This is a genomic window from Novosphingobium rosa NBRC 15208 (assembly GCF_001598555.1).
GTDB lineage: Bacteria > Pseudomonadota > Alphaproteobacteria > Sphingomonadales > Sphingomonadaceae > Novosphingobium > Novosphingobium rosa.
In genome coordinates, this window is the sequence record NZ_BCZE01000009.1 from 149532 (window position 1) to 173761 (window position 24230).

18 protein-coding genes are annotated in these 24230 nt (G+C 63.9%); 10 read left to right on the forward strand and 8 right to left on the reverse strand.

What is annotated here, in order from left to right; translation table 11 throughout:
- Positions 1 to 235: 235 nt before the first annotated feature.
- The 3 genes from SR3_RS04280 (at position 236) to SR3_RS04290 (ending at position 6429) form a co-directional block, all read left to right on the forward strand.
- Positions 236 to 4096: a LamG-like jellyroll fold domain-containing protein gene (locus SR3_RS04280; protein ID WP_068081184.1), complete on the forward strand. Its 3861-nt coding sequence runs from the start codon at positions 236 to 238 to the stop codon at positions 4094 to 4096.
- Positions 4097 to 4284: 188 nt separating this feature from the next.
- Entirely contained in the window at positions 4285 to 5730 is a 1446-nt protein-coding gene (locus SR3_RS04285; protein ID WP_068081186.1) for a hypothetical protein, read from the forward strand.
- 252 nt (positions 5731 to 5982) lie between these two features.
- On the forward strand, positions 5983 to 6429 hold the full coding sequence (locus SR3_RS04290) for a hypothetical protein (RefSeq protein ID WP_068081188.1): 447 nt from the start codon (positions 5983 to 5985) through the stop codon (positions 6427 to 6429).
- Here SR3_RS04290 and SR3_RS04295 read toward each other — a convergent pair.
- Positions 6410 to 6688, reverse strand: coding sequence for a metal/formaldehyde-sensitive transcriptional repressor (locus SR3_RS04295; protein WP_068081194.1), 279 nt, complete (start codon positions 6686 to 6688; stop codon positions 6410 to 6412). The genes SR3_RS04290 and SR3_RS04295 overlap by 20 nt on opposite strands.
- 341 nt (positions 6689 to 7029) lie before the next feature.
- Here SR3_RS04295 and SR3_RS04300 point away from each other — a divergent pair, with 341 nt between their 5' ends.
- Positions 7030 to 8775 (forward strand): ABC transporter permease, encoded by a 1746-nt coding sequence (locus tag SR3_RS04300; RefSeq protein ID WP_068081364.1) that lies wholly within the window; start codon positions 7030 to 7032, stop codon positions 8773 to 8775.
- 24 nt (positions 8776 to 8799) lie between these two features.
- Positions 8800 to 10113: an ABC transporter ATP-binding protein gene (locus SR3_RS04305; RefSeq protein WP_068081196.1), complete on the forward strand. Its 1314-nt coding sequence runs from the start codon at positions 8800 to 8802 to the stop codon at positions 10111 to 10113.
- A 132-nt stretch (positions 10114 to 10245) separates the two neighbouring features.
- Here SR3_RS04305 and SR3_RS04310 read toward each other — a convergent pair whose 3' ends face one another.
- The 7 genes from SR3_RS04310 to SR3_RS04340 all read right to left on the reverse strand — a co-directional run bounded on the left by SR3_RS04310 (position 10246) and on the right by SR3_RS04340 (position 19849).
- Positions 10246 to 11022, reverse strand: coding sequence for a COG4705 family protein (locus tag SR3_RS04310; protein ID WP_068081198.1), 777 nt, complete (start codon positions 11020 to 11022; stop codon positions 10246 to 10248).
- A 176-nt stretch (positions 11023 to 11198) separates the two neighbouring features.
- A complete protein-coding gene (locus tag SR3_RS04315) occupies positions 11199 to 13640 on the reverse strand; it encodes a TonB-dependent receptor (protein ID WP_068081199.1) in 2442 nt (813 codons plus the stop codon).
- Positions 13641 to 13665: 25 nt separating this feature from the next.
- The gene (locus tag SR3_RS04320) at positions 13666 to 14364 is read right to left on the reverse strand and encodes a phosphatase PAP2 family protein (RefSeq protein ID WP_068081202.1); all 699 of its coding nucleotides are present in this window, start codon (positions 14362 to 14364) and stop codon (positions 13666 to 13668) included.
- A 26-nt stretch (positions 14365 to 14390) separates the two neighbouring features.
- Positions 14391 to 15416 carry a YncE family protein gene (locus SR3_RS04325; protein WP_068081205.1) on the reverse strand — a complete coding sequence of 342 codons (1026 nt, stop codon included), beginning with the start codon at positions 15414 to 15416 and terminating at the stop codon, positions 14391 to 14393.
- Positions 15417 to 15947: 531 nt separating this feature from the next.
- On the reverse strand, positions 15948 to 17546 hold the full coding sequence (locus tag SR3_RS04330; protein WP_068081207.1) for a GMC family oxidoreductase: 1599 nt from the start codon (positions 17544 to 17546) through the stop codon (positions 15948 to 15950).
- Positions 17547 to 17616: 70 nt separating this feature from the next.
- The gene (locus tag SR3_RS04335) at positions 17617 to 18558 is read right to left on the reverse strand and encodes a SphA family protein (protein WP_169805557.1); all 942 of its coding nucleotides are present in this window, start codon (positions 18556 to 18558) and stop codon (positions 17617 to 17619) included.
- A 349-nt stretch (positions 18559 to 18907) separates the two neighbouring features.
- Positions 18908 to 19849, reverse strand: a complete 942-nt coding sequence (locus SR3_RS04340; RefSeq protein WP_068081213.1) for a LysR family transcriptional regulator — start codon at positions 19847 to 19849, stop codon at positions 18908 to 18910.
- 108 nt (positions 19850 to 19957) lie between these two features.
- On the opposite strand from SR3_RS04340, the gene SR3_RS04345 reads away from it, so the two are divergent.
- Genes SR3_RS04345 through benB form a run of 5 tightly spaced genes read left to right on the forward strand, consistent with a single transcriptional unit; the run spans position 19958 to position 24220 of the window.
- The gene (locus SR3_RS04345) at positions 19958 to 21118 is read left to right on the forward strand and encodes a muconate/chloromuconate family cycloisomerase (RefSeq protein ID WP_068081216.1); all 1161 of its coding nucleotides are present in this window, start codon (positions 19958 to 19960) and stop codon (positions 21116 to 21118) included.
- 1 nt (position 21119) lies between these two features.
- Complete coding sequence (gene catC / locus SR3_RS04350) at positions 21120 to 21410, forward strand: muconolactone Delta-isomerase (RefSeq protein WP_068081219.1); 291 nt, start codon at positions 21120 to 21122, stop codon at positions 21408 to 21410.
- A gap of 55 nt (positions 21411 to 21465) precedes the next feature.
- Positions 21466 to 22362: a dioxygenase family protein gene (locus SR3_RS04355; protein WP_068081222.1), complete on the forward strand. Its 897-nt coding sequence runs from the start codon at positions 21466 to 21468 to the stop codon at positions 22360 to 22362.
- A 14-nt stretch (positions 22363 to 22376) separates the two neighbouring features.
- Entirely contained in the window at positions 22377 to 23717 is a 1341-nt protein-coding gene (locus SR3_RS04360; RefSeq protein WP_068081225.1) for a Rieske 2Fe-2S domain-containing protein, read from the forward strand.
- A complete protein-coding gene (gene benB, locus SR3_RS04365; RefSeq protein WP_068081229.1) occupies positions 23714 to 24220 on the forward strand; it encodes a benzoate 1,2-dioxygenase small subunit in 507 nt (168 codons plus the stop codon). The genes SR3_RS04360 and benB overlap by 4 nt, the downstream gene beginning before the upstream one ends.
- The last annotated feature ends 10 nt before the right edge of the window (positions 24221 to 24230 follow it).

A 24230-nucleotide genomic window follows, 5' to 3' on the forward strand; every position in this document is an offset into this window, starting at 1 on the left:
GCGTAAGGAGAATGATTGTTCAGGGCAAGGTTTTAGGAGCGCTGTTTTTAAGGAAGATTTGAAGGACGCGTCAGGCGAGGTGGCACCTCTTCGCACTCCCATGACGTTCTGCGGCGAGAGGGCAGCGCGATGCTGCATGATTTCGTCGGCAAGGGGGCTTGCCCTTATGATACCGGTGTCATAAGCTGACGCAAAGAGCAACAAACCGGATATCCGGAAAGAGAGAGGAACCCCCATGGCGCATCCCCGATGGCACGTCGCGATCAAGCTTGCCTGCTCGCGGATCGCGCTGGCCAGCGCCTGCGTGGCCGCGGCTGTGGGAGCTCCTGTTCAGGCACAGGCGCCTGACGGGCTGCTGTTCCGCGCACCGCTTGACACCGGTTTCGATGCGGCCGTCTCGGGCGGTGACGCCGCGCCCAATTTCCGCAGCGATGTGTCCATTGTGAAAGACGGCGCTATCGGAGGGGCGGGGCGCTGGTCCGATGGCGGCTATGTCGCATGGAATGCGCCGGGCAATATCTATGCCCAGCGCGGCACACTTTCCTTCTTCTGGCGCAGCCATACGCCGGTGGGCGAGGCGCCTTTCGTGATCTTCCGCGCCGGGGCGGGCGACCATTCCAGCTGGGACATGGCCTTTCTGCGCCTCGACTGGAACGGCCATGGTTTCGACGCCTTCGTCACCGATGCCAACCTTTCGCGGGTGCGTGTCAGCTGGACGATGCCCACGCCGATGTCCACGTCGCTGGGCCCCGATGCCTGGCACCATATCGCCTTCGCCTGGGACGAGACCCAGGGCGTGCGCCTGTTCTGGGACGGCAAGGAGGTGGCCGCGAAGAAACAGGCCGCCGATCTCGATATGGCGCTCGATCAGTTCGGTCTGGCCGGGCGCGTGATCGCGCCGCATCAGGTGCAAAGCCGCTACAATTTCATGCGCGGCTCCGATCTCGACGATATTCGCGTCTATGACCATATGCTTAGCGGCGATCAGGTGGCCCAACTGGCCGCGCAGCAGCAACCTGCTGGGGGCCCTGCGCCTGTCGCGGCGGATATTCGCAAGGCCTGGCTCCACCGCTTCGGCTGGGACACGCAGAGCCCCGCGCCGCTGGAGAGCAAGGTCACCACCATCCGCAAGGTGGAATTCGCCGACGCCAAGGATCTGAAGGAATGGATGTGGAAGGGCGTGGACGGCATTGCCGAAACCACCTGGCCCGGCGTCTACAACCGCTCGCGCCTGCCGGGGCGTGACGATTATTTCGAGCTGCCCGACTGGAACGTCTATGTCGAAGGCGGCAAGACCTATCAGCTGACCGTGCCCAGGGATGCCGCCTTCAACCGCGTGGAAATCCGTGGCGCGGCCTATGGTGCGCTGGAATGGTCGGGCGATGGCCGGTCCGCATGGAAGAAGCTGGCGACGCGCCCGCAAGGCGTGGTCCATTCGTTGACCGATACGCCGACCACGACGGGCGGCACGCTGCGCTTTACCAATGTGATGCAGGAACAGCCCATTCAGGAGATCTGGGCCTACAACATCCATGCCGGCGAGGTGCCCAAGGGCACGTTCCAGCTCAGCTACACCGTGCGGGCCGATGCGGCATCGGATCTGGGGGCGCTAACGTCGCTCAATGCCCATATCGCGGGCCGCTATCCTGCCAATGAACGCGCCACCGTGGTCGCCTTGCCGACGAGTGGCGTGAAGGCGGCGGTGGGTGCGGGTGCTGCGGGGGCTTCGGGCAAGGCGCGGCGCAATGCCGATGATCTGCCGCTGGTCCATGTGCTGATCCCCTCGAACTTTGGCGATGCCCCGGCGGATCGGCCGCTGGCCCGCGCCTGGAACTATGGTTGGGAGAATGTGCATGACGGGCTGGACGGCATCGCGCTCGATCTGCCTGCTATGGACGCCAAACCCAATGCGCAGGGGCTGATCCCGCTCGACATCCGCGTGAAAGATCCGATCTGGCCGGACCGCGACATGATCGATGTGCAGGTTTCGGTCCGCCCGGGCGAGGCGCGCACGCTCTGGCTCGACCTGCGCGACCGTATCCTCACCGCTGACAGCCTCTATCTCACCATTGCCTCGGCAGCGCCGGATTTCGGGCCGAAGTCCATCGATGGCATGAACGTCCGCATGGTCTTCAAGGACCGTGATGCGGCCAAGATCGAGCATATCGCCGACCGCTTCAATCAGGTGAAGGACAATTGGGCCTTTCTGGTGGAGGAACACACCGCCTCCAAGCGCGCCCGGCTGTATCAGCGGCTCTATGGCGACATCACCGATCTGCTGCGCGTCGATCCCGACAATCTGGAGGCACGTCGCTATTGGGCCGATATCGGCTATTCCGAGGACCAGCTGCCGCCCTTCGTTCAACCTGAAGCGCCAGCAGGCATGCCGCTCTGGGCGTTCCGCCAGCTTGAGGATCTGAAACTCACCCGCCAGTTTGTGAACTGGTGGATCGACAACCGCCAGGTGCCTTATGGCGATTTCGGCGGCGGCATTTCCGACGACACCGATCTGGTCGAGCAATGGCCCGGCCTTGCGTTGATGGGGGTCGATCCGGACAAGATCAATGTCTCGCTGCGGGCGCTGTCCGATGCGGTCTACAAGAACGGGATGATCGTCAACGGGCTGAGCTATATCACCAGCGATGAACTCCACGTCTATGAGGAAGGCATCAATTCCGATGCCGAGCGGCTCTACCTCAACTGGGGCGAACCCAAGGCGGTCGAGCGCATCATGGCCACGGTCAAAGCGCTGGGCGGGCTGATCCGGGTGAACCCGGCGGGCCATATGCATATCTCGTCGAGCTGGTATGGTGGACGGAAGATTTACCATGACGAGCCATGGGCATGGCAGAAGCCCTATGGCTTCGTGATCATGCATAGCCCGATCCTGCTGGGCACCTTCAACGCCGATCCCACAGCGCGCGGGTTGGTGACGGGGGTGATCGATGGTCTGCTGGCTCATGGCAAGCAGGGGGCCAACGGCCTCTGGAGTTTCCCCAACGATATCAGCTTCGACCATGACACCGAGCGGGCGGGCGATGGTGGCGGCGCCTCGGTGCCAATGCAGTCGGCCTGGGCGGCGTGGCGCTTTACCGGCGATGACAAATATCTGCGCCCGGTGCTGGCGCGCGTCGGCAAGGATAATTTCGGTGCTCTGGCCGAGCTTAACGAGAATGCCGTTACGGCGTTGGGCAAGCGCGCCGACTGGAAGGATGCGGTGCTGAAAAAGGCGAAGGGCGGCGATGATTTCTCCCGCTTCGAGGCGTGGAACAGCACGGGTGACCACGCCTGGCTGGAAGCGCTCAACGCCCATGGCATCGCCGACAAGAGCCAGCACATGTATATGTACACGCAGGGCCACTGGTGGACCGACCGCGTGGAGGCCCCCAACGAATTGCTTCAGCGCGAACGCCTTGGCGGCATCGGCCTGAAGCGCGGCCAGTCCTATCCGGGCAATGCCGTCAGCTGGCGTTTTGCCGATCCCGAGGCGGCGGTGAAGGTTGCCATTCTGGTGCGCGACGCCACGCCCGAGCGCTTCACCGTGGTGGCCTACAACACCACGCCCAGCGAGCAGCGCGCTGATATGGGCACGTGGAACGTGACGGCGGGCCAATGGGAGATGACACAGGGCATCGCTCCCTCTGGCGGCGATGTTGCGCAGGGCGATGTCGCCACGCGCATGGTGGAGCTGGAGCGCAGCGGTTCATTGCCCGTCAGCTTCGCCCCCGGCGCCACCACCGTCATGACCTTCCGCCTCAGGCAGAAGGCCGACACCCAGCCCGAGCATCGCCCGGACCTTGGCATCGGGGCTGACGATGTCGTGCGCAAGGGCAACCAACTCTCGGTGACCGTCCATAGCCTTGGCTCGGTGGCTGCGCCTGCGGGCAAGGTGATGCTGGAAACGGCGGAGGGCAAGGTGCTCGCCACCGCTGCCGTCCCCGCGCTGGAGGCCCCGGGCGACCTGCGCGCCAAAACCGCGAAGGTGACGCTGACCGTTCCCGGCGGCGCCCCCGCCACGCTGCGCGTTCGGGTTTCGACCGGCTCGCCGGAGGTGACCCAGCGCAACAATGTCGTCACCTTGGGGGAGACGCGCTGATGCGGCGCTAAGCTTGGCAACAGGATCTCCGCCCCGTCGCGCCGGGGCGGAGGTCTGATGTCGCCCCGGCCACTATGCAAATACAATGTGAAACAGAGTTTTGTCGGCTGGAAGCGCTATGCCGTGCCGCCCTAGATAGACCGTCCCCGGCGCCGAGATCGGCGCGCCGCCCGGATGGACGTGTCCCCGTGACCACACAACAGCTGCATTTCGTGATCCCCACCTATCGCCTGCGTGATGTGGGCGAGACCGTCGAAGCCTATGACGAAAACTTCTCCCGCTGCGGCCAGAGCGCGCCGATCACCGTCTTCGACGATTCCTCCATCGCCAACCATCAGAAATATTACGACACGCTGGAAGCCACCCGCACCCAGAATGAGGTGTGGTATGTGGGGCCGGCGGAAAAGGAGCAGTTCCTCGGCTACATTTGCCGCCGCCTGAAAGACCGCAAGCTGGATATGCTGGTGCGCAACCTGTTCCGCCCCAGCTATGGCGGCAACCGCAATTTCACGCTGATGTACACGCTGGGCGACCTGATGGTCAGCGCCGACGACGATATGCGCCCCTATGCGCTGATCGAGGACAGCCCCGAGGCTCTGGGCGAAAACGAGGTCAGCCGAGGCAAGCTGATCCCGCGCGGCGCCAATGGCCACAGCCGCAAGTCTTTCGACATCCTCGCCTCGTTCCGCGATGTGCTGGGCCGCACCGTGGCGGAGGCTCCCGCCAATTACGATCAGGGCGAGCTGCTGCTCGATTCCGCGATGGATCTGGAGAGCAACACCTCGCTGGGCTTCTGCCGCGACAATGCGCTGGCGCTGCAGCCCGGCACGCTGCCGCGCGGCGGCATCATCAAGATGGCCCAGACCTTCCGCACCGGCACCAATGACATCGATGCGGTCGATTACGTCGACATGTTCCTCGACGATCCCGAAGAGATCGACGCCGAAAGGCTGAACGACACCTATGTGATGGTCAATTTCCGCCCATGCCTCACCAATGTGAACTGGCGGATGGATTGCGGCGTGGCGGGCTATGACAACACCACCGGCCTGCCGCCTTTCTTCCCCACAAGGCTGCGTTTCGAGGATTACATCTATCGCCTGTGGATCCAGCAATCGGGCTTTGTGGCGGCGCATGTCGATTCCGCGCAGACCCACATCAAGAACGCCTATATGCGCAATCCGCTGGCCGCCGAGGTGTTCAACGAGGCGATCTGCGGGCTTTTGAAGCGCAAGTTCCGCTCCACCCTGCGCAAGACCGACGAATGGGGCATCGCCTTTGATTATGACGGCCATGTCTCGCTGGAGGATAGCCAGCAGATATTGGACGATGCCCGTTCGCTGCACGCCCGGGTGCTGGCCGCCATCGATCATGCGCGCCATGATGACCGGCGCATGGCGCTGGGCCAGTTCGCCGCGGGCCTGTCGCGCACCTTCTATGATTTCGAGCCGGATTTCTTCCAGCAGAATGTCAGCCGTATCGTCGATGATGAGGTGGGGCTGATCCGTGCCTCGCTGGAAATCTGGCCGACCTTGCTGGAGATCGTTTACTTCAAACGCCACACCCGCAGCCTGCCGATGCGCCGGGTGCGCAACAAGACGCGAACCCCGCGCGGCGCCAAGGTGGCGGCGTGATGCTGGTTCTGATGATCGCCGGGTGGGGCGCCCTGCTGGCCGCCTATTATCGCACTCATGCCCGTCGCCGTCACCGGGCAGCGGCTAAAACCGGAGGCTGGACGCCATCATGGCCAGCGTTGAGCATCGTGCACCTCGCCGCAAGCCCCAGCGCCCTGTGCGATCGGTTACCGCGGAACCGAAAGCCCGGATCACGGGCCGATTGTCCTTGCTGCGGGTGAACGCCGCCACCCCCAAGGAAAGGATGCCGACATGAACCATCGCGACCTTTTGCATCGGCTGGCGGGCGTTGCCTTTATGGCGGGGGCCGGCGCCAGCACATGCGTTCATCGCGCGGTCTGGCAAGCTCATGCCTCCGGCCCGGCGACGGCGCTGGAGGGAGGGCTCGGCATGCTGACCTTCTTCCTGGGCAGTCTTGGTTTGCTGCTGCTGATCGGCGGCAGCAGCCTGCGTGATGGCTGGAAGCGCGATTGCGAGCAGGCAGCAAGGCGGCGTGAGGGACGGGGGGCGAAACCTGCCGAACCGCTCGATCCCGAAACCGAGCATCGCCGCACCATGGCCGATGCGGTGCATGCCATGGCCTTTGCCGGGCCGCGCGCAGCACTGGCGACATGTCTGGTGATGCAGGCCCGTCAGGCGGCGTTGCGGCCCCGAACCTCAGGCAAGGCGGAACGGGGTTCTATCGCAGATAGGATTTGATGATGGCCACCAGCTCTTCCGCTGCCTGCACTTTGGGGTCGCTGCCCGGCAATTGCGGGTCCACCATATGCTCGCGGATATGGTCCTCGATGACTTCGGCGATAAAGCCCTCCAGCGCCCCCCGGCAGGCGGTGGCCTGCTGGAGCACCTTGGCGCATTCCACCTCGCCGTCCACCGCGCGTTCCAGCGCATCGATCTGCCCGCGCAGCCGCTTGAGCCGGTTGAGGAGCTTCTGCTTTTCCGACGCAACGTGACCCATGCTCTGCCCTTTAAGCCTTGATGGCATACTCCCCTAGGGTATAGAAGCGCCCAAGTCGAGTCGCTCCGCCATGGTGGGGCGCTCGATTTCAGAAGGACCAACCATGCCACGAAGTTGCCAGCAAAACGCCGACGAATGCGACAGTAGGCCCTCGCAGCCTGCTTTTCGCCTTGCGTCGCCGCAAGCAGCTTTCCCCTGCGGGACCGCGCGCGTGATCTGATCCGTGGTCGGCCCGGGCGGGAAGCGCGCTTCCCGTTCCAAGGACCCGATCATGACCTGTTTTATTGCTATGACCCATGCTGGCGCGCCGCTGGCTGCCTCTCGCACAGGGGAGGCGGCCCATGAAGGCTGAGCGCCATGCTCCCCGCGCGCTTCCGGTCTTTTCCCGGATGCTGCGCCTCTCTCGCCCCAGCCGCGAGGATGCGCTGGCCTTTGCCCTGCTCGCGGCGCTGGCGCTGCTGGTGTTTCGCGGGGCGGAGGGGGCGATCCAGCCGCTCTCCTCGCTGCATCTGGCGCCGGTGACGCTCGATCCCGCGCAACTGCCCTATTACGCGCTGCGCACCGTGCTGCGCATGTTCGCCGCGCTGCTGGCCTCCACCCTTTTCACGCTGGTGGTGGCCACGCTGGCGGCGCGCAGCAAGGCGGCGGGGCAGATCATCGTGCCCGCGCTCGATATCCTGCAATCGGTGCCGATCCTGGGGTTTCTGACCTTCACGGTCACCTTCTTCATGAACCTGTTTCCCGGCAATGTGCTTGGGGTGGAGCTGGCCAGCGTCTTTGCCATCTTCACCTCTCAGGCGTGGAACATGGCGTTCAGCTTCTATCAGTCGCTGCGCAACCTGCCCGGCGATCTCGAGGAAGCCTGTCAGGGTTTCGCCCTGCCGCCGATCCGGCGTTTCATGCGTCTGGACCTGCCCTATGCCACCCCCGCGCTGGTGTGGAATGCGATGATGTCGATGTCGGGCGGGTGGTTCTTCGTGGTGGCCTCGGAGGCGATCACCGTGGGCAACACCACCGTCACCCTGCCGGGCATTGGATCATACCTTGCCATCGCCATCGCGCATCAGGACTTCCGCAGCGTGGGCTGGGCGGTGGGCATGATGGCGCTGGTGATCGTGGCCTATGACCAGCTGTTCTTCCGCCCCATCGTCGCCTGGGCCGACCGCTTCCGCTTCGAGCAGACGGCCGGCAGCGAACGCCCCGCCAGCTGGCTGTTCGATCTGCTGCGCCGCACCCGGCTGCTGCCGCTGATCTTCCGCCCGGTAACGGAGCTCGGCAATCTGCTGCTGGCGCTGGAGCCAACACTGCGCCCCCGCCGCGCCATCTCGCCCCGTCAGCCCAACCCATGGGCCGGGCGCCTCTGGCAGGCCGCGATCTGGCTGAGCGTGACCGCCGTTCTGTGCTGGACTGCGCGCTATATCCTCTCCGCGCTCAGCCTGATGGAGGTGGCGCGGGTGCTGGGGCTCGCTACGCTGACGATGCTGCGCGTGATCGTGCTGATCGCGCTGGCAAGCGTGGTCTGGGTGCCGCTGGGCGTGGCGATCGGCCTGCGCCCGCGTCTGGCCGAGGCGGTGCAGCCCATCGCCCAGTTCCTCGCGGCCTTTCCGGCCAATGTGCTGTTTCCCTTCGCGGTGATCGCCATCGTGCGCTGGCAGCTGATGCCCGATATCTGGCTTTCGCCGCTGATGATCCTGGGCACGCAGTGGTACATCCTGTTCAACGTCATCGCCGGGGCCAGCGCCATTCCCACCGATCTGCGCGAGGTGGCCGACATGTTCGGGCTGAAGGGCTGGCAATGGTGGCGGCAGGTCGCTCTGCCCGCGATCTTCCCCTATTACATCACCGGTGCGCTGACCGCCTCGGGCGGCTCGTGGAACGCCTCCATCGTGGCCGAAGCCGTGACATGGGGCGATCGCCATCTGCAGGCCCATGGCCTTGGCGCCTATATCGCGCAGGCCACCACCGATGGCCATGTGCCTCAGGTGGCGCTGGGCATCGGGGTGATGAGTCTTTTCGTTCTCGGCTTCAACCGTCTGGTCTGGCGGCCGCTCTACGCCTTTGGCGAGCGCCGCCTGAGCCTGTCCTGATTCAAAAATTTCCGGAGATTTCCCATGGCCACTCTTGCAACACAGAGCCCGCTGCCGCTGATCGAGGTGAGGGGCCTCAACCATTATTACGGGCCCCCGCCGGGCGGCCATCTGGTGCTGGAGGATGTGAACCTCACGCTCAACCAGAATGAGGTCGTCGGCCTGCTGGGCCGTTCGGGCTCGGGCAAGTCCACCTTGCTGCGCTCCATCGCCGGGTTGATCCATCCCCGCGAGGGCAGCGTTGAGCGCATCCCCAGCGAGGATTGCCCCGATCCCAGCGTGGCGATGGTGTTCCAGACCTTCGCCCTGTTCCCCTGGCTGACGGTGCAGCAGAATGTCGAGCTGGGCCTCGAAGCCCAGAAGGTTCCGCCCGAGGAGCGCCGCCAGCGCGCGCTGGCCGCCATCGATCTGATCGGCCTCGACGGTTTCGAGAACGCCTATCCCAAGGAGCTGTCAGGCGGCATGCGCCAGCGTGTCGGGCTGGCCCGGGCGCTGGTGGTCAATCCCGCGCTGCTGCTGATGGACGAGCCCTTTTCCGCGCTCGATGTGCTGACCGCTGAAACGCTGCGCACCGATCTGCTCGATCTGTGGTCGGAGGGACGGATGCCGATCAAGTCGATCCTGATCGTCACGCATAACATCGAGGAAGCGGTGCAGATGTGCGACCGCATTCTGGTCTTTTCCAGCAATCCGGGCCGTGTGGTGGCCGAGATCAAGGTCGACATCCCGCGCCCGCGCGACCGGCTGGACCCGCCCTTCCGCGCGCTGGTGGACGACATCTATGCCCGCATGACAGCCCGGCCCGCTCAGGCCCAGGCCACGCGTGACGGGCTGTTCCCCGGCACCGGCATTGCGATGGTGCTGCCCCATGTCTCCACCAACACGCTGGCGGGGTTGATTGAGGAGGTCGATGGCACGCCCTTCAACGGCAAGGCGAGCATGGCCGAACTGGCGGATTCGTTGAACTTCGAGATCGACGACCTGTTTCCCATGGCCGAAACGCTGCAACTGCTGCGCTTCGCCGAATTGCGCGGCGCGCAGCTGCTGCTGACCCCCGCCGCGCGCCGCTATGCGCAGGCCGAGGTCGATCAGCGCAAGGCGATGTTCGGCGAGGCCCTGTTGGCCCATGTGCCGCTGGCCCAGCACATCCGCCGCATTCTGGATGAGCGCGCCAGCCACAAGGCCCCCGCCCGCCGTTTCCGCGACGAGCTGGAAGACCACATGAGCGAGGATTTCGCCGATGAAACGCTCAAGACCGTGACCAACTGGGGCCGCTACGCAGAAATCTTCACCTATCACGAGGATGACGACCAGTTCAGTCTGGATGATCCGCAATGAGGTGAGGCCGTCAGGGCGACGGTGGCGCGGCCTCCATCGCCTCGACATTTATCAGACTGGCGGCAGCCTGTCTCTGGCGTGCTTCGTCAGGGCGATCAGGCTGGAGCGGCGGTCTTGCGGATCGGGCGCCCCTTAATGCGCCTTGCCCGCCTTTTGCGGCACCAGCCACAGCGCCAGAGCGATGGCGGCCAGCAGCACCAGCGTGGCCATGTCGCGCCCAAGGTTGAGCCCGCCTTGCGCGAGCGGCTTGTCGAGGAAATCGCCCACGGTGGCGCCCAGCGGACGGGTGAGGATGAAGGCGGCCCAGAACAGCGCGGTGCGCGACAGGGCGGTGAGGCGATACATCAGCGCCAGCACCAGCAGCGCCCCGCCGAACACCGCCGCGCCGCCCAGATAGCCCAATCCGCCGTCATCGGCCGACCAGTCGCCCAGCGCGGTGCCCAGCGTCTGCGAGAAGGTGATGGTCAGCCAGTAGAAAGCCTCGGCGCGCGGCTCCGAAACGCTGGTGACAGAGACCGTACCCAGCACCAGCCGCCATGCCAGCAGCGATCCGGCGACGCAGGCCAGCAGCACCGCGCTGCCCCCCGTATAGCCGATGCCCAGCGAACGGTCGAAGAAATCGGCCAGCGCCGTGCCCGCCGTGGTGGAGGCCAGGATGGTCGCCCAATAGAGCAGGGAATGGAAGCCTTTCGCGCGGATCTGCGCGGCGACAAGGATCAGCAGCGGAATGCAGAACAGCGCGATGCCGGCGGCATAGCCCATGTCATATTGCTGGGTGAACAGATCGGCGCCGGTTTCGCCCAGCGTGGTGGCCAGGATCTTTATCACCCAGAAGCCCAGCGTGACGGCGGGCACCTTGGCCAGTGCGGATGCATCGTCCTGAGGCGAGGTGGCGGGCTGGGAAGGCATGCTGGTCTGTTGTCCTGAAAAGGTCTGCCGGTGGGGATCGGTCCCCTGTATGAGACCGCGCGGGCAAGCGCCATCACCGGATCGCAAGGTTGGGAAATGACAATCTTGAGGCCATGTCTGCGACAAGAAGGCCGGTTGCAGCGGCGACCAGACTGCAACCGGCCCGTGGCGTGAAATCAGTATTTTACGCGCACATCCATCAGGAAGGAACGCGGCGGCAGGAAGTTGAACTGGTCTGCACCCGCGTAATAGGTCTGGCCGCCCACCACGGTCGTGCCGCCATTCGACACGGCGGTGATCGCCCGGCTGTTGAACACGTTCGACACGGTGGCGCCGATGCGGAAGTGCTGGCCGATCTCCTGGCTGATCGCGAACTCGCCCGTGCTGTAGGGGCTGAGGCGATACATGCGGATGCCGGTGGTGGTGGTCACGGCGGCGGACAGTTCGGTGGCGTACTGCGGTCCGGTGAACTTCTGGCTGAAGGACACGCGGGTGCCATGGTGCTTGTAGATCAGCCCCGCCGCCGCCGTGCTGAACGGCGCCTTGGCGATCTGCGCTCTCGTGCTGCCCGAATGGGCATAGTTGTAGGAGCCATTGCCGAACAGCGTCAGCCCTTCGATGGGCATATAGGCCAGCTGGCCTTCCACGCCCTTGTAATGCACGCTGCCGATGTTCACCAGCGCGCCAGAGATGGCGCCGACCGAATTGTCCGTGGCGATCTTGTTGTTCACGTCGATCTTGTAGACATCGACGTCCACCGAGACCTTCTTGCCATGCCAGACCGAACCCAGCTGATAGTTGGTCGAGGTCTGCGGCTTGACCGAAGCCAGAGCGGTGCTCTGCTGCACCGAGCTGCCGGTGCCGGTGGTGGGCGTGTAGAAGCTCGACAGATCAGGCACATACATGCCCTGCGCATACTGGCCATAGACCGACAGATTCTGCACCGGCTGCCAGTTGATAGTGGCGAAGGGCAGAGTCTTGGTCCAGGTGTGCGAATTGTTCGAGGGCGAGCGGTTGGCGTCGGCATTGACCAGCGCGTTCACGCCGCGGTTGAAGTTCACATACTTCACGCCGGGCGTGACCGAGAGCGTATCGGTGGGTCGGATTTCGAACTCGCCGAAGAGCTGGAACTGATCCCAGCTCGAATTCTGCTCATACTTCAGATTGGCCATCGAGATCGAGGGATATTGCGACGTGGCCGCCGTACCCAGATTGGCGTTCTGGTCATAGCTGGGCAGGCCGGTGGCCCAGTCGAAATCCCAGGTGTGGCGCCAGCTGTTGGCATGCTCGTACCAGCCGCCGACCTTCACCTTGCCGTACTGGAAGGTGTAATCGACCTGGCCGATGTAGCCCAGCACGCGATACTTGTTCAGCTTGTTGTAGCCGGGAATGCCCGCAACGGCATTGGGCACATAGGGCGAGGCCGCGGTGCCCGCGCCGGAGAAGCTCGGCACGACACCGTTGGTGGCGCCCTTCAGCACCTTGGTGGTGTTCCCCGAGAGCGTGTTGTTGGTGTAACCGTACATATAGACACGGTTGTCCATCGAGAAACCGCTGCCCAGCTCGCTCTGCAGGCGGAGATAGGAGAAGTCGGTGGCCTTGTCGGTGCGATTGTACTTCCAGTAATCCTGCTTCGTCGGATCGCTGCCCATGCCATAATTCAGCCCATATTGGCCGATGTTGGAGCTGGCGGTGCAATTGGTGGCCTTCAGCGTGGCCTCGCCCGAAACCTGAGCGCCGCAGCTCGCGCCCTTCAGCACGTCGGACTGATAGTAGAAGTTGCGGTTGTAGGTGCTCAGGATGGTCAGCGTGTTATGCTCGCCGATGGGCACCACGCCCTTGAAGAACAGGTTCTTGGAATTGACCGGCGAATTGGTCAGCGCACCGTCTGAACGCAGATACTGCCCGGCCAGCACGAATTTGGCGCCGTTCAGGCTGTCGATCTTGCCGCTCTGGAGTTCGAAACGGCCGATGGCGCTGTTCCAGTTGCCCAGCAGACCTTCGGCCATCACGCCGCGCTTGTCGCTGACGCCGCGCGAATACATGTTGAGGTTGCCGCCATAGGTGGCCTGACCTAGCTGGCTGGCGTTGCCCGGGCCGCGATCGACCACGATGGTCTCGATCGTGTCCGAGGGGAAGAAGGCGGTGGAGTGATGGGTGGGGTTGTTGGTGTCGGCAAAGGGGATCGAGTCATAGGTGACGTTGTATTCGCCATCCTGAAAGCCGCGGATCACCGCCTTGGTCTCGCCAAAGCCCAGACCGTTGCCGGTGCCGGTGATCGAGACGCTGGGCGTCAGCGCGATCAGCTCGTTGAAGTCCGAGGCGGCATTGGCGTTGTCGATGAAGTCGCGGCTGACCGCCGACTGCGGCTGGGTGGTGGTCAGCGAAGCCGAGAGCGGGGCGGCCTGCGCCGTGCCCGAACCCAGCACGATGATGTCCGAAGAGGTCAGCGCCTGCTTGTCATTGGCCTGACCGGCCTGATTGGCGCTGGTCGATTGCGGATCGGCGGGATTGTCCGCCGGTGCGGGTGCGGGCTCTGTGGCGGCCAGAGCAGAGGTGGCGACGAGGACGGCGGCCAGCGCCGTGCCGCCCTTCAGCAATGAAGGAAGAGAAATCATGATAAAAGCCCCCTGAAGGAAGGAATTACGGCTTGGAGAGTTCGGCACGCGCGGCAGCGATCTTGCCGGCCAGACGCGGATCGGCGAGCAGGTCGATGCCCACCATCGTGCCGATGACATGGCTGGCCTCGGTGTCGCTGGCATAATGCGCGCCGCAATATTCGCGGCTCATCGCATAGTCGGCGGCGCGGGCGAGGATGGCATCCGCCTTGGCAGGCATCAGATGCGCCAGCACCCAGCCCACCGAATAGCCCAGCGTCGAATGGCCCGAGGGATAGGAGCGGTATTCCGGCTTGGCCGGATCGGGCTTGTGCTCGCAGAAGGGGATCGAGGGATCGGCGCTGTAGGGGCGCATGCGGTGGAAGAAGGTCTTGCTCTTGTCCGCTGCCAGATCGCCCTCGGACTGCACCAGCGTCAGCAACGCCCAGGTGGCGGGCTTGGTCTTCAGATCGAAGCCGACGACATTGTTGAACAGCGAGGGGTTCTCATTGTCGCTGTCCACCTTGGCCTGCGCCAGACGCTCCGGGCTGGCCTTGGCGAGCAGGCGGTGCAGGGTTTCCAGCTCGAAAGCCTCGGAGGCCGAGCCATGGGCGGCAGGCGGCGGAAGGATCTGCGAAGGGGTGAACTTGGCGGCATCCAGATAGTCGAGATGCTTGGGGGCTTCGGCCTGCGCAACAGCGGGGAGGGCGGCGCAAGCCAGCGCGAGGGAGAGAAAGCGCTTCATGGTGTATTCCTTTGGGAAAGCTTGCGTCAGGCCTTGGGGGCCACGATCAGGATGGTGAAGGTGCCGGGCAGCGGCTTGCCGCGCTTGGCGCCGGGCTCGGGCGTGGCCAGCGTGGCGGTGGGCAGATAGATGCGCCCGTCACGCGGGTCGACGGCGCCGGTCTTGGCGCCCACCTGCGTGGGGATTACCTGCGCCACGGTCACCTTGTTGGCATCGGCGATGGAGAGAGCCACCAGCGTGCCGCTGCCGCCGCAGGGCACGAAGGCCAGGCCGCGCGCTTCGTCCAGCAGCACGGCATCGGCGTCCTTGCCGATCGGCAGGGTGGTCAGCGTCTTGCCGCTGGCCGTATCAACCACCAGAGCCACACCGTTCGCGCAGGCCGAAATCAGCCGCGTGCCGTGCGCGAAGCGGGCCAGACCCGTGGGCCCCTCGCAGCCGGGCAGGTCGATCTTGCGCAGCAGCCTGCCCCTGGCCAGATCGACTTCGGCGATCTTGGCCGCGTCCTCCAGATTGATGAAGGCGCCGCCCTTGCCATTGCTGACGGCGAATTCCAGACCGCCCGCCAGCGTCATCGTGCCCACCACCTTGCGGCTTTTGGCATCGATGGTGGTGATCGTGTCATTGCCGGGGCTCATCACGGCAACCTTGCCGGTCTGCGCGTCATAGAAGGCGGCGTCGGGCTTCTGGCCGCTGGGCACCTGCGCGTCGATATGGCCGGTGGCGGCGTCGATAAAGCGCGTCATGCCGGTCTTGCCGTCGGTCTGCACCACGGTCTTGCCGCCATCGATGGCCACGGCCTGATGGCTGCCATCAGCTGCGGCGAGCGCATCGGTGACCTTATGCGTGGCGATGTCCATCGCCATCACCGCATTGCTGCGCGCGACATACAGCACACCGCGCACGGGATCGACATTGGCGAAATCCCAGCCGCCATCGGCACCGGCCACCTTGTCCACAACGGCATAGGCCGGGGCGGAAGCGGCATGGCTGACAGAGGCGGACGCAAGACAGCAGACGGCAAGCGCCGTCGACCCCAAGAAGCGGGTGAGCATAGGATGGACCCTGTGTTATGAAAAGAAAGTGCAACGCGAACTTGACGAGCTGCGGACTAGGCGGATCAGATGACTGATCTGTGACGGTTTCGTTGACTTGGTCAGGAAAAGACCAACATTGGCAAATTATAATAATGCCGTAATGTTCAGTATTGGATCAATGAATTGAATAATATGAAAAAATGAACGCGGGTAAGCCGATCGAGCGGGCTGGCGCCGATGGCAGGAGCGGTCCGGGGCATGGCGATTGGCGCAAGCATTGTGCAAGGCGTGCCCATCGTGGCCGCGTTCTCTTGCGATCTGGTGCTGGCTGCTCTGAACCAGTCTGCCGATTGCAGCCCAAAAGCTGACAGGCAGGGGCGCCCTTGCGGGGAGGGCGATGGCAGGCGGCGATGTGCGCTTTGTAAGCGGGAAGAGGCCGGGCGCTTCCTCGATCGGGAAGGCGGATATCTGCCTCCGGGACGGAGACAGGCAGGCCCGATGCCCGAAAAAGGACCGCTGCCGCGTCCCCTTTCGGGCCGGGTGTTCAGATCATGCGAAGTAACGCGATACCAGCATCTTCGAGGCATGAAGCGCCAGGGCCTGCGTCGGCGCATTGGTGTTGCCGCTGGTGATCGTGGGCATGATCGAGGCATCGATCACATGCAGCGCATCGATGCCCCGGACCTGCAATGTCGCATCGACCACGGCAAGATCGTCGGTGCCCATGCGGCAGGTGCCGACCGGGTGCCACATAGTGGTGGCCACCGCCTTGACGAAGTCGGCGATCTCCTCGTCGCTCTGCTTGTCCGTGCCGGGAAGAACCTCTTCCTCGATGATGTCGACCAGCGATTCCTGGCTCATCACCTTGCGCACCGCCTTGACCGCAGCGACGCCCACCTTGAGGTCATAGGCATCGCCGATGAAGTTGGGATCGATCAGCGGCATGGAGGTGGGATCGGCATTGGCCAGGCGCACCGTACCGCGGCTTCTGGGCTGCAGCACCACGGTGGCGAAGGTCACGCCGGAACGCGATCCGGTGGCATTGAGCCCGTCGAGCGCGATAATCGGCTCATGATAGCACTGGACCGTGGGCTGTTCGTTGCCCGGATCGAGCGGATCCCAATAGGACACCGTCTCGATCCCGTTGCCCGAGGCGGGGCCGTCCTTGGTGAGCAAATAGCGTGCGCCCGCCACCAGTGAGCCGAAGCCATGCGCGGCGCTCTGATAGCCGATCTTGCCTTTCACATAGGCGGAGATCGGGATGATGGGGTGGTCGTGCAGGTTTTCGCCGACGCCGGGCAGATCCAGCTTCACCGTGATGCCGAACTGTTCGAGATGCTTGCGCGGGCCAATGCCCGAATGCATCAGGATCTTGGGCGATTGCACCGCGCCTGCCGAAACGATCACCAGATCGGCATGGATCTCCTGCTCGGCGCCATCGTGCAGCACCCTCACGCCGGTGGCGCGCTTGCCTTCGACCAGCACCTTGGTGACGGTTCGATTGGTCAGTAGCTTGACGCGTCCGCTGGCCAGATGCTGGTTGAGGTGGGCCACGGCGGCGCTCCAGCGCTTGCCATTGAGCGTGTTGGTCTGCACCGGCGAGACACCGTCCTGACGCTCGCCGTTGTAATCGGCATTGTACGGCAGGCCGTATTCCTGAAAGGCCCTCATGCAGCGCAGGTTCAGCTCGTTGATGCCCTTGGGCAGCTCGACCGAGAGCTGGCCATGGATGCCGTGATGGGCATTGTGGAAGGTGTCGTTGCGTTCCTGCTCGATGAAGGTGGCGGTCATCGTCTCCCATGACCAGTCGCCGGTATCGCCCACCGCCTCCTGCCAGATGTCGAAGTCCTGCTTCTGGCCGCGCACATAGCACATGGCGTTGATCGAGCTGCCGCCGCCCACGACCTTGCCCATGCGGTAGCGCCGGACCGAGCCATGGACCGGCACTGTATCATAGGCCCAGACATGGCGGTCCTTGGCAAGGATCGCCGAATAGCCGGCGGGGATATGGATCATCGGATCATTGTCCTTGCCGCCTGCCTCCAGCACGGCAATCGAGGCGCTGGTGTGGCGGGCCAGATAATCGGCCACCACGCAGCCGGCCGCGCCACTGCCTACGATCACGACGTCGAACTTTTCTGAGGGCATTCTACTGCTCCTGTTGGGGGTGAGCTTGTTGCGCGAGATGCAGGGGGAAAGCTGGTCTGGCCACTGGCGGTCACCCGCGATGCGACTTGCCGAGCGGTACGGCCAGTTCGAGCCAGAACTTCTCGCCCTCGGGCCGGTTGCGCACGTCGAATTCCTTCTGATATTTGAAGAGAACCGCCAGACCCGGGCGGAAATCCCAGCGGATGCTGGGCCCAAGCGCCATCTGCCTGCCGCGGAAGCCATCGGCGCCGACCTTCAGGCCATTGACCTTGTCGTCGCTGAACTGGCGGAAGAAGTCGCCGGTCAGCGCCAGCTGGAGCTGCGGCTTTCTGACCAGCGGGCGATAGCCGACCACGAAGTCGACATCGAAGGTGTTGCCCGATGTGTAGCCGGTGGCATTGTTGCGGTTGAAGGCGAAGCCGGTCCAGCTGTCCGCGCCGATTTCCCAGCGCCTTGTGGGCATCCAGGTGAAGCCGGCCTCAAGATCGCCCGACCAGTAGTTGAGGCCCGCATTGACCAGCCGGTTCGCCTTGTAGGAACCGGTCGGCGCCCAGACGTTGGCGGCCACCATCACATGCAGGTTCTTTTTGTTGGTCCAGCGCAGCATGATCGGCGAGAAATTGGTGTCGGCCAATTGGAAGCGCTCGCCGTGTTCGGCGCCGATGCTCAGGCTGGTGTCGTAGAAGTTGACCGCGCTGCCGCTGCTGATGGTCAGTCCGTTCATTTCGATCGGCCAGGTGTAGATGAAGCGGGTGGCCTGCACTTTCACATTGAGGTGAAAATCGGGAAGCAGCTTGTTGCCATTGCCGTCATTCATGCGATCGGCGTCATAGATGACGTCGTAATTCTGGACCGTCGCATGGCCGGGTTCGGGCATGATCGATTGAGAGGCGGTCAGCAGGCCGACCGGGTAATGCTGCGTGCCGTTCTCCGTGGCATGCGCGGCGGTCGCCGGGATGGCTGCGCAGCATGCGAGGATCGACATGCGCGCCTTGAGGCTGGTGGTGGCCAAATGGCTGTCTCCCTTCAGGACACAACTGATGATCCGGTGCGAGGTCATCGCCCGATCACGCGCTGTTCATTTTTAAAATTCGTGAGTTTTCGTAAGGCGCGCGTGAGCGCTATCGGATGAAGGCACTTGGCTTCATCGTACTCTCCCATGGCATTTTTCGGATTTTATGGATCATCGACGGACAGGGTTTTGCCCTCTTCCATCGCAAGCCTAGGGTGAAGCTCACGGGGCGGTCCAAAACTATATAAGTATGACCGCGATACCCTTCGTGTATGCCGCCTTGCCGCCGGATTCTTGTCTAGCTTGAAAAGTGTTCAATATCAGATGATTGTGATTTCGACAGCGGCCGCTACATCAGGCCCGATTTCTCCGCCATCTCGGTGATCGTATCGGGAACAGGATAGTCCCACCTTCTGTATGTGGTGGCGATCACCGTGGCCATGATCGCCAGTTCCTGCGAGATATCGTTGACCCGGTGGCTCATGATGACCGGTGACGAAAGCGTTTCGGCAATGGGCAGGTAGCAGACATCAACCGTGCGCGACTGGTGAACGGATTCCGGGACGATGCTGACACCCTCCTCCGCGGCCACCATCCCGACGGCGATCTGCAACTCGCGCACCTCGTGAGCAATGGTGGGCTCCAGCCCGTTGTCATGGAACAGTGACAGCACCTGATCGGCATAGCTGGGGCGCGGCGCGCGCGGATAGAGGATTTGCGGCTGGGTCGCGATGCGCGAGAGCGGGATGGGGGCGGTCTCCCGCGTGAAGGGATGGTCCATCGGCACGGCGACCACCAGCCTTTCGTTGCGCAGAATGGTGCGCCGCACAGCAGGATCGTCGAAACGGATGCGGCCGAAGCCGACATCGATCAGCCCTTCCTTGAGCGCCGAAATCTGTTCGATGCTGCCCATTTCCACGAAGCTGAGATTGACCTCGGGGGCGACCTTGCGAAACTCCCGGATGAGATCGGGCAGGCGCGCGTACATGGTGGAGGCGACGAAGCCGATCACGAAGTTGCGTTGCTGTGTCGCGATGGCGCGGGTGATCATCGAGCGCATGTCTTCCACGCGACTCAGCACCTGATTGGCCTGATCGTAGAAGAGGCGGCCCGTTGGCGTCAGCCCCAGCGGGCGGGCATCGCGGTCGAACAGGCTGGTGCCCAGTTCGGCCTCAAGCTGCTGAATCTGGCGGCTGAGCGGGGGCTGGGCGATATGCAGGCGCTGCGCGGCGCGGGTGAAATTGCGCTCGTCGGCCACCATCTTGAAATAGCGCAGTTGGCGCAGGTCCATCGGTAATACCTTTCAGGTATGGCATATAGACCTCAATGATCTTTGCCAAGACTCCCTGTGGAGGAGTAGCCCTGCCTCACCAAGACCAGACAAGATGCAGGAGCGGTTATGGCCAGCCTGGCCCACATCGACAGTTTCATCGTGGATTTGCCCACGATCCGCCCGCATATTCTGGCGATGGCCACCATGCATGCCCAGGCGATGGTGCTGCTGCGGCTGATGGACGACGACGGGATCGAGGGCCTTGGCGAGGGCACCACCATCGGTGGCCTGAGCTATGGCGACGAGAGCCCCGAAGGCATCAAACTCGCCATCGATACCTACATTGCGCCCCTTCTGCAGGGGCAGGATCTGACCCGGGTCGGCGCGGTGATGGCCCGCATCGGCAAGCATGTCGCCGGCAATCACATCGCCAAATGCGCGGTTGAAACCGCGCTGCTGGATATGCAGGGCAAGCGCCTTGGGGTGCCGGTCTCGCAACTGATCGGCGGCGGTCGCCGCCGCGATGCCTTCCCCGTCGCCTGGACTTTGGCCAGCGGCGATACGGCCCGCGATATCGAGGAGGCCGAGGCCATGCTTGAGGCACGGCGCCATGCCATCTTCAAGCTGAAGATCGGCAAGCGCGGCGTGGAGGCCGATGTCGCCCATGTCGCCGCCATCAAGCGCGCTCTGGGCGACCGGGCCAGCGTGCGGGTCGATGTCAATCAGGGCTGGAGCGAGGCTCAGGCCGATCGCGGCATGGCCCTGCTTCAGGATGCGGGCGTCGATCTGGTCGAGCAGCCGATCGGCAAGCTCAACGTGGTGGCGATGGCGCGGCTTTCGGCCAGACATGTCATCCCGCTGATGGCCGACGAGGCGCTGCACGGGCCGCTTGAAGCCTTCGACATCGCCGCGCGTGCCGGTGCCCGGATCTATGCCGTGAAGATCGCCCAGTCCGGCGGCCTGCTGCCCGCCCATGCCGTGGGCATGATCGCCGATGCCGCCGGTATCGGTCTTTACGGCGGCACCATGCTGGAAGGCTCGGTCGGCACGGCGGCCTCGGCGCATGTCTTCGCGACCTTCCCGGAGCTGGAATGGGGCACCGAACTCTTCGGCCCGCTGCTGCTGACGGACGATATCGTCACCCGGCCGCTGACCTATGCCGATTTCCAGCTTCAGGTGCCGACCCGCCCCGGGATCGGCGTCCAGCTCGATGAAGACAAGGTGGCTGCCTACCGCCGCGATGCCACCAAGACCCAACACCGCAGCGCCGCGCTGCAGGGAGCCTGACATGCTGTTCAAGGTTGAGATGACCGTGCGCGTTCCTCCGGGCTTCGACCCGCAAGAGTTCGAGCGCCTCAAGGCGAAGGAAAAGGCCTTCTCGCAGGATCTGCAGCGCCAGGGCATCTGGCGCCATATCTGGCGGGTGGCGGGCCTCTACGCGAATGTTTCCATCTTCGATGTGCGCGACAACAGCCATCTGCACGATCTGCTGATGGCCCTGCCGCTCTACCCTTTCATGGACATCACCGTGGCGCCCCTGTGCCGCCACCCCTCGGCCATTCACGAGGATGACCGCTGATTTTCCCCTCTGGCCGCAGACCCACAGGCCACAACGATAAGTCGGGAGAGATAAAGTGACAGAAGATTTTATCCAGACCCCTGCCATCCAGACCCTGCTCGACCGGGCCAGCGGCAGCAAAGAACCCGGGGGCGATCAGCGCCTCAAGGCGATCATGCGCGATCTGCTGGAAGCGTCGATGACGGTCATCGTGCGCCATGACATTTCGGAAAGCGAGTTCTGGGGCGCGGTCAACTATCTCGCCCAGAGCGGCCCGGAAATGGGCCTGCTGGCCGCCGGCACCGGCCTTGAACATTTCATGGACCTGTTCCTCGACGCCAAGGATGTCGAAGCAGGGCTTTCGGGCGGCACGCCGCGCACCATCGAGGGGCCGCTCTATGTCGCGGGCGCGCCGCTGGTCGATGGCGGCAGCGAAGTCAACCTCACCGACGATCCGGATGACACCACCACGCTGCTGATGGGCGGGCGCGTCACCGATCCTCAGGGCAACCCCGTGAAGGACGCGATCCTGCATGTGTGGCACGCCAATTCGCAGGGCTGGTACTCGCATTTCGATCCCACCACCGAGCAGACGCCCTTCAACAACCGCCGCCGCATCAAGCTGGGCGCCGATGGCAAATATGCTTTCCGCTCGAAGATGCCCAATGGCTATTCGGTGCCGCCGGGCGGCGCGACCGATACGCTGATGGCCGCGCTGGGCCGTCATGGCCATCGCCCCGCCCATGTCCATTTCTTCGTCGAGGCGCCGGGCTTCCGCACGCTGACCACGCAGATCAACTTCGGCGACGATCCCTTCGCCGCCGACGATTTCGCCTTTGGCACGCGTGAAGGCCTGCTGCCGGTCCCCAACCGCCAGGGTGACACCGCGCATATCGGCTTCGATTTCGTGCTGCAGCACGCTCACGACAAGGGTGAGGAGGAGTTCTCCACCCGCGCCCGCGCCGCGGCCTGAAGGGAGAATGCACCATGACCAGTGATCTTCTCACCGCGCTCGAACAGGCCATCGTCGATGACCGCGAGGCCGGCGTGATCCGCTGCCGTCGCGACGTCTTCACCGATGAGCGCCTGTTCGAAGCCGAGATGAAGCATATCTTCGAGGGCAACTGGGTCTATCTGGCCCATGAAAGCCAGATCCCGGCGGTGAATGACTATTTCACCACCACCGTCGGCCGCCAGCCCGTCGTCATCACCCGCGACAAGGCGGGCGAGCTTCACGCCCATATCAACGCCTGCTCGCATCGCGGGGCCACGCTGTGCCGCCGCAAGCATGGCAACAAAGGCAGCTTCACCTGCCCGTTCCATGGCTGGACCTTCAGCAACAATGGCAAGCTGCTGAAGGTGAAGGACGGCAAGACGGGCGAATACCCCGCCGCCTTCAACACCGAGGGCTCGCATGATCTGACGCGCCTTGCCCGTTTCGAGACCTATCGCGGTTTCCTCTTCGGCTCGGTCAATCCCGATGTCGTTTCGCTGGAGGAGCATCTGGGCGGGGCGCGCGCCGTGATCGACCAGATCGTCGATGCCGCGCCCGAGGGACTTGAGGTGCTGCGCGGCAGCTCCAGCTACATCTATGAGGGCAACTGGAAGCTCCAGATGGAAAATGGCGCTGACGGCTATCACGTCAGCTCGGTCCACTGGAACTATTCGGCCACCATGGGCCGCCGCGATTACGAGGCGGAGGGCACGCGCACCGTCGATGCCAATGGCTGGTCGAAGAGCGTGGGCGGGGTCTATGCCTTCGAGCATGGGCATATCCTGCTCTGGACGCAGCTGCTCAACCCCGAGGTGCGCCCGATCTTCGCCCATCGCGAGGAGCTGGTGGCCCGTCTGGGTGCCGAACGCGCCGGTCCCATCGTGGAGCAGACGCGCAATCTGGGCGTCTATCCCAACGTTTATCTGATGGATCAGTTCTCCACCCAGATCCGCGTGGTGCGCCCCATCGCCGTCGATAAGACCGAGGTGACGATCTACTGCTTCGGCCCCAAGGGCGAATCCGCGCAGGATCGCGCCTTGCGCATCCGCCAGTATGAGGATTTCTTCAACGTTTCGGGTATGGGCACGCCCGACGATCTGGAGGAGTTCCGCGCCTGCCAGACCTCCTACACGGGTGCCGGCGCCTTGTGGAACGATCTGAGCCGCGGCGCGCTGCGCTGGCTCGATGGGCCGGACGACAATGCGAGGGCCATCGGTCTGCAGCCGTTGCTGAGCGGCGAGCGCACCGAGGATGAAGGCCTCTTCGTGCGCCAGCATGAATATTGGGCGAAGGTTCTTGGCAAGGCGCTGGAAACCGAAGGAGAGGTGGCATGAGCGATACACTGACCCGTCCGCTTTCCATCGAGCAGATCGCCGCTTTCCTTTATCGCGAGGCGCGCCTGCTCGATGACCGCCAGTGGGATGAATGGCTCACCTGCTACACGCCGGGGGCAACCTACTGGATGCCCGCATGGGACGATGACGACCAGCTCACGCAGGACCCGCAGAGCGAGATCTCGCTGATCTACTACCCCAACCGCCAGGGGCTGGAGGACCGCGTCTTCCGCATCAAGACCGAGCGTTCCGGCGCCAGCACGCCCGAGCCGCGCACCAGCCACTTCATCGGCAACATCGAGGTCGTCGGCCCCGAGGGCGAAGGCACCAAGGTGCGCTACAACTGGCAGACGCTGAGCCAGCGCTACAACACCACCACGACCTTCTTTGGCACCGCCTTCGTCACGCTGGTGGGCGAGGGGCACGATCTGCGGATCGCAGCCAAGACGATCATTCTGAAAAACGACTATATTCCCCAGGTCATCGATATCTATCACATTTGACACTGGGGAC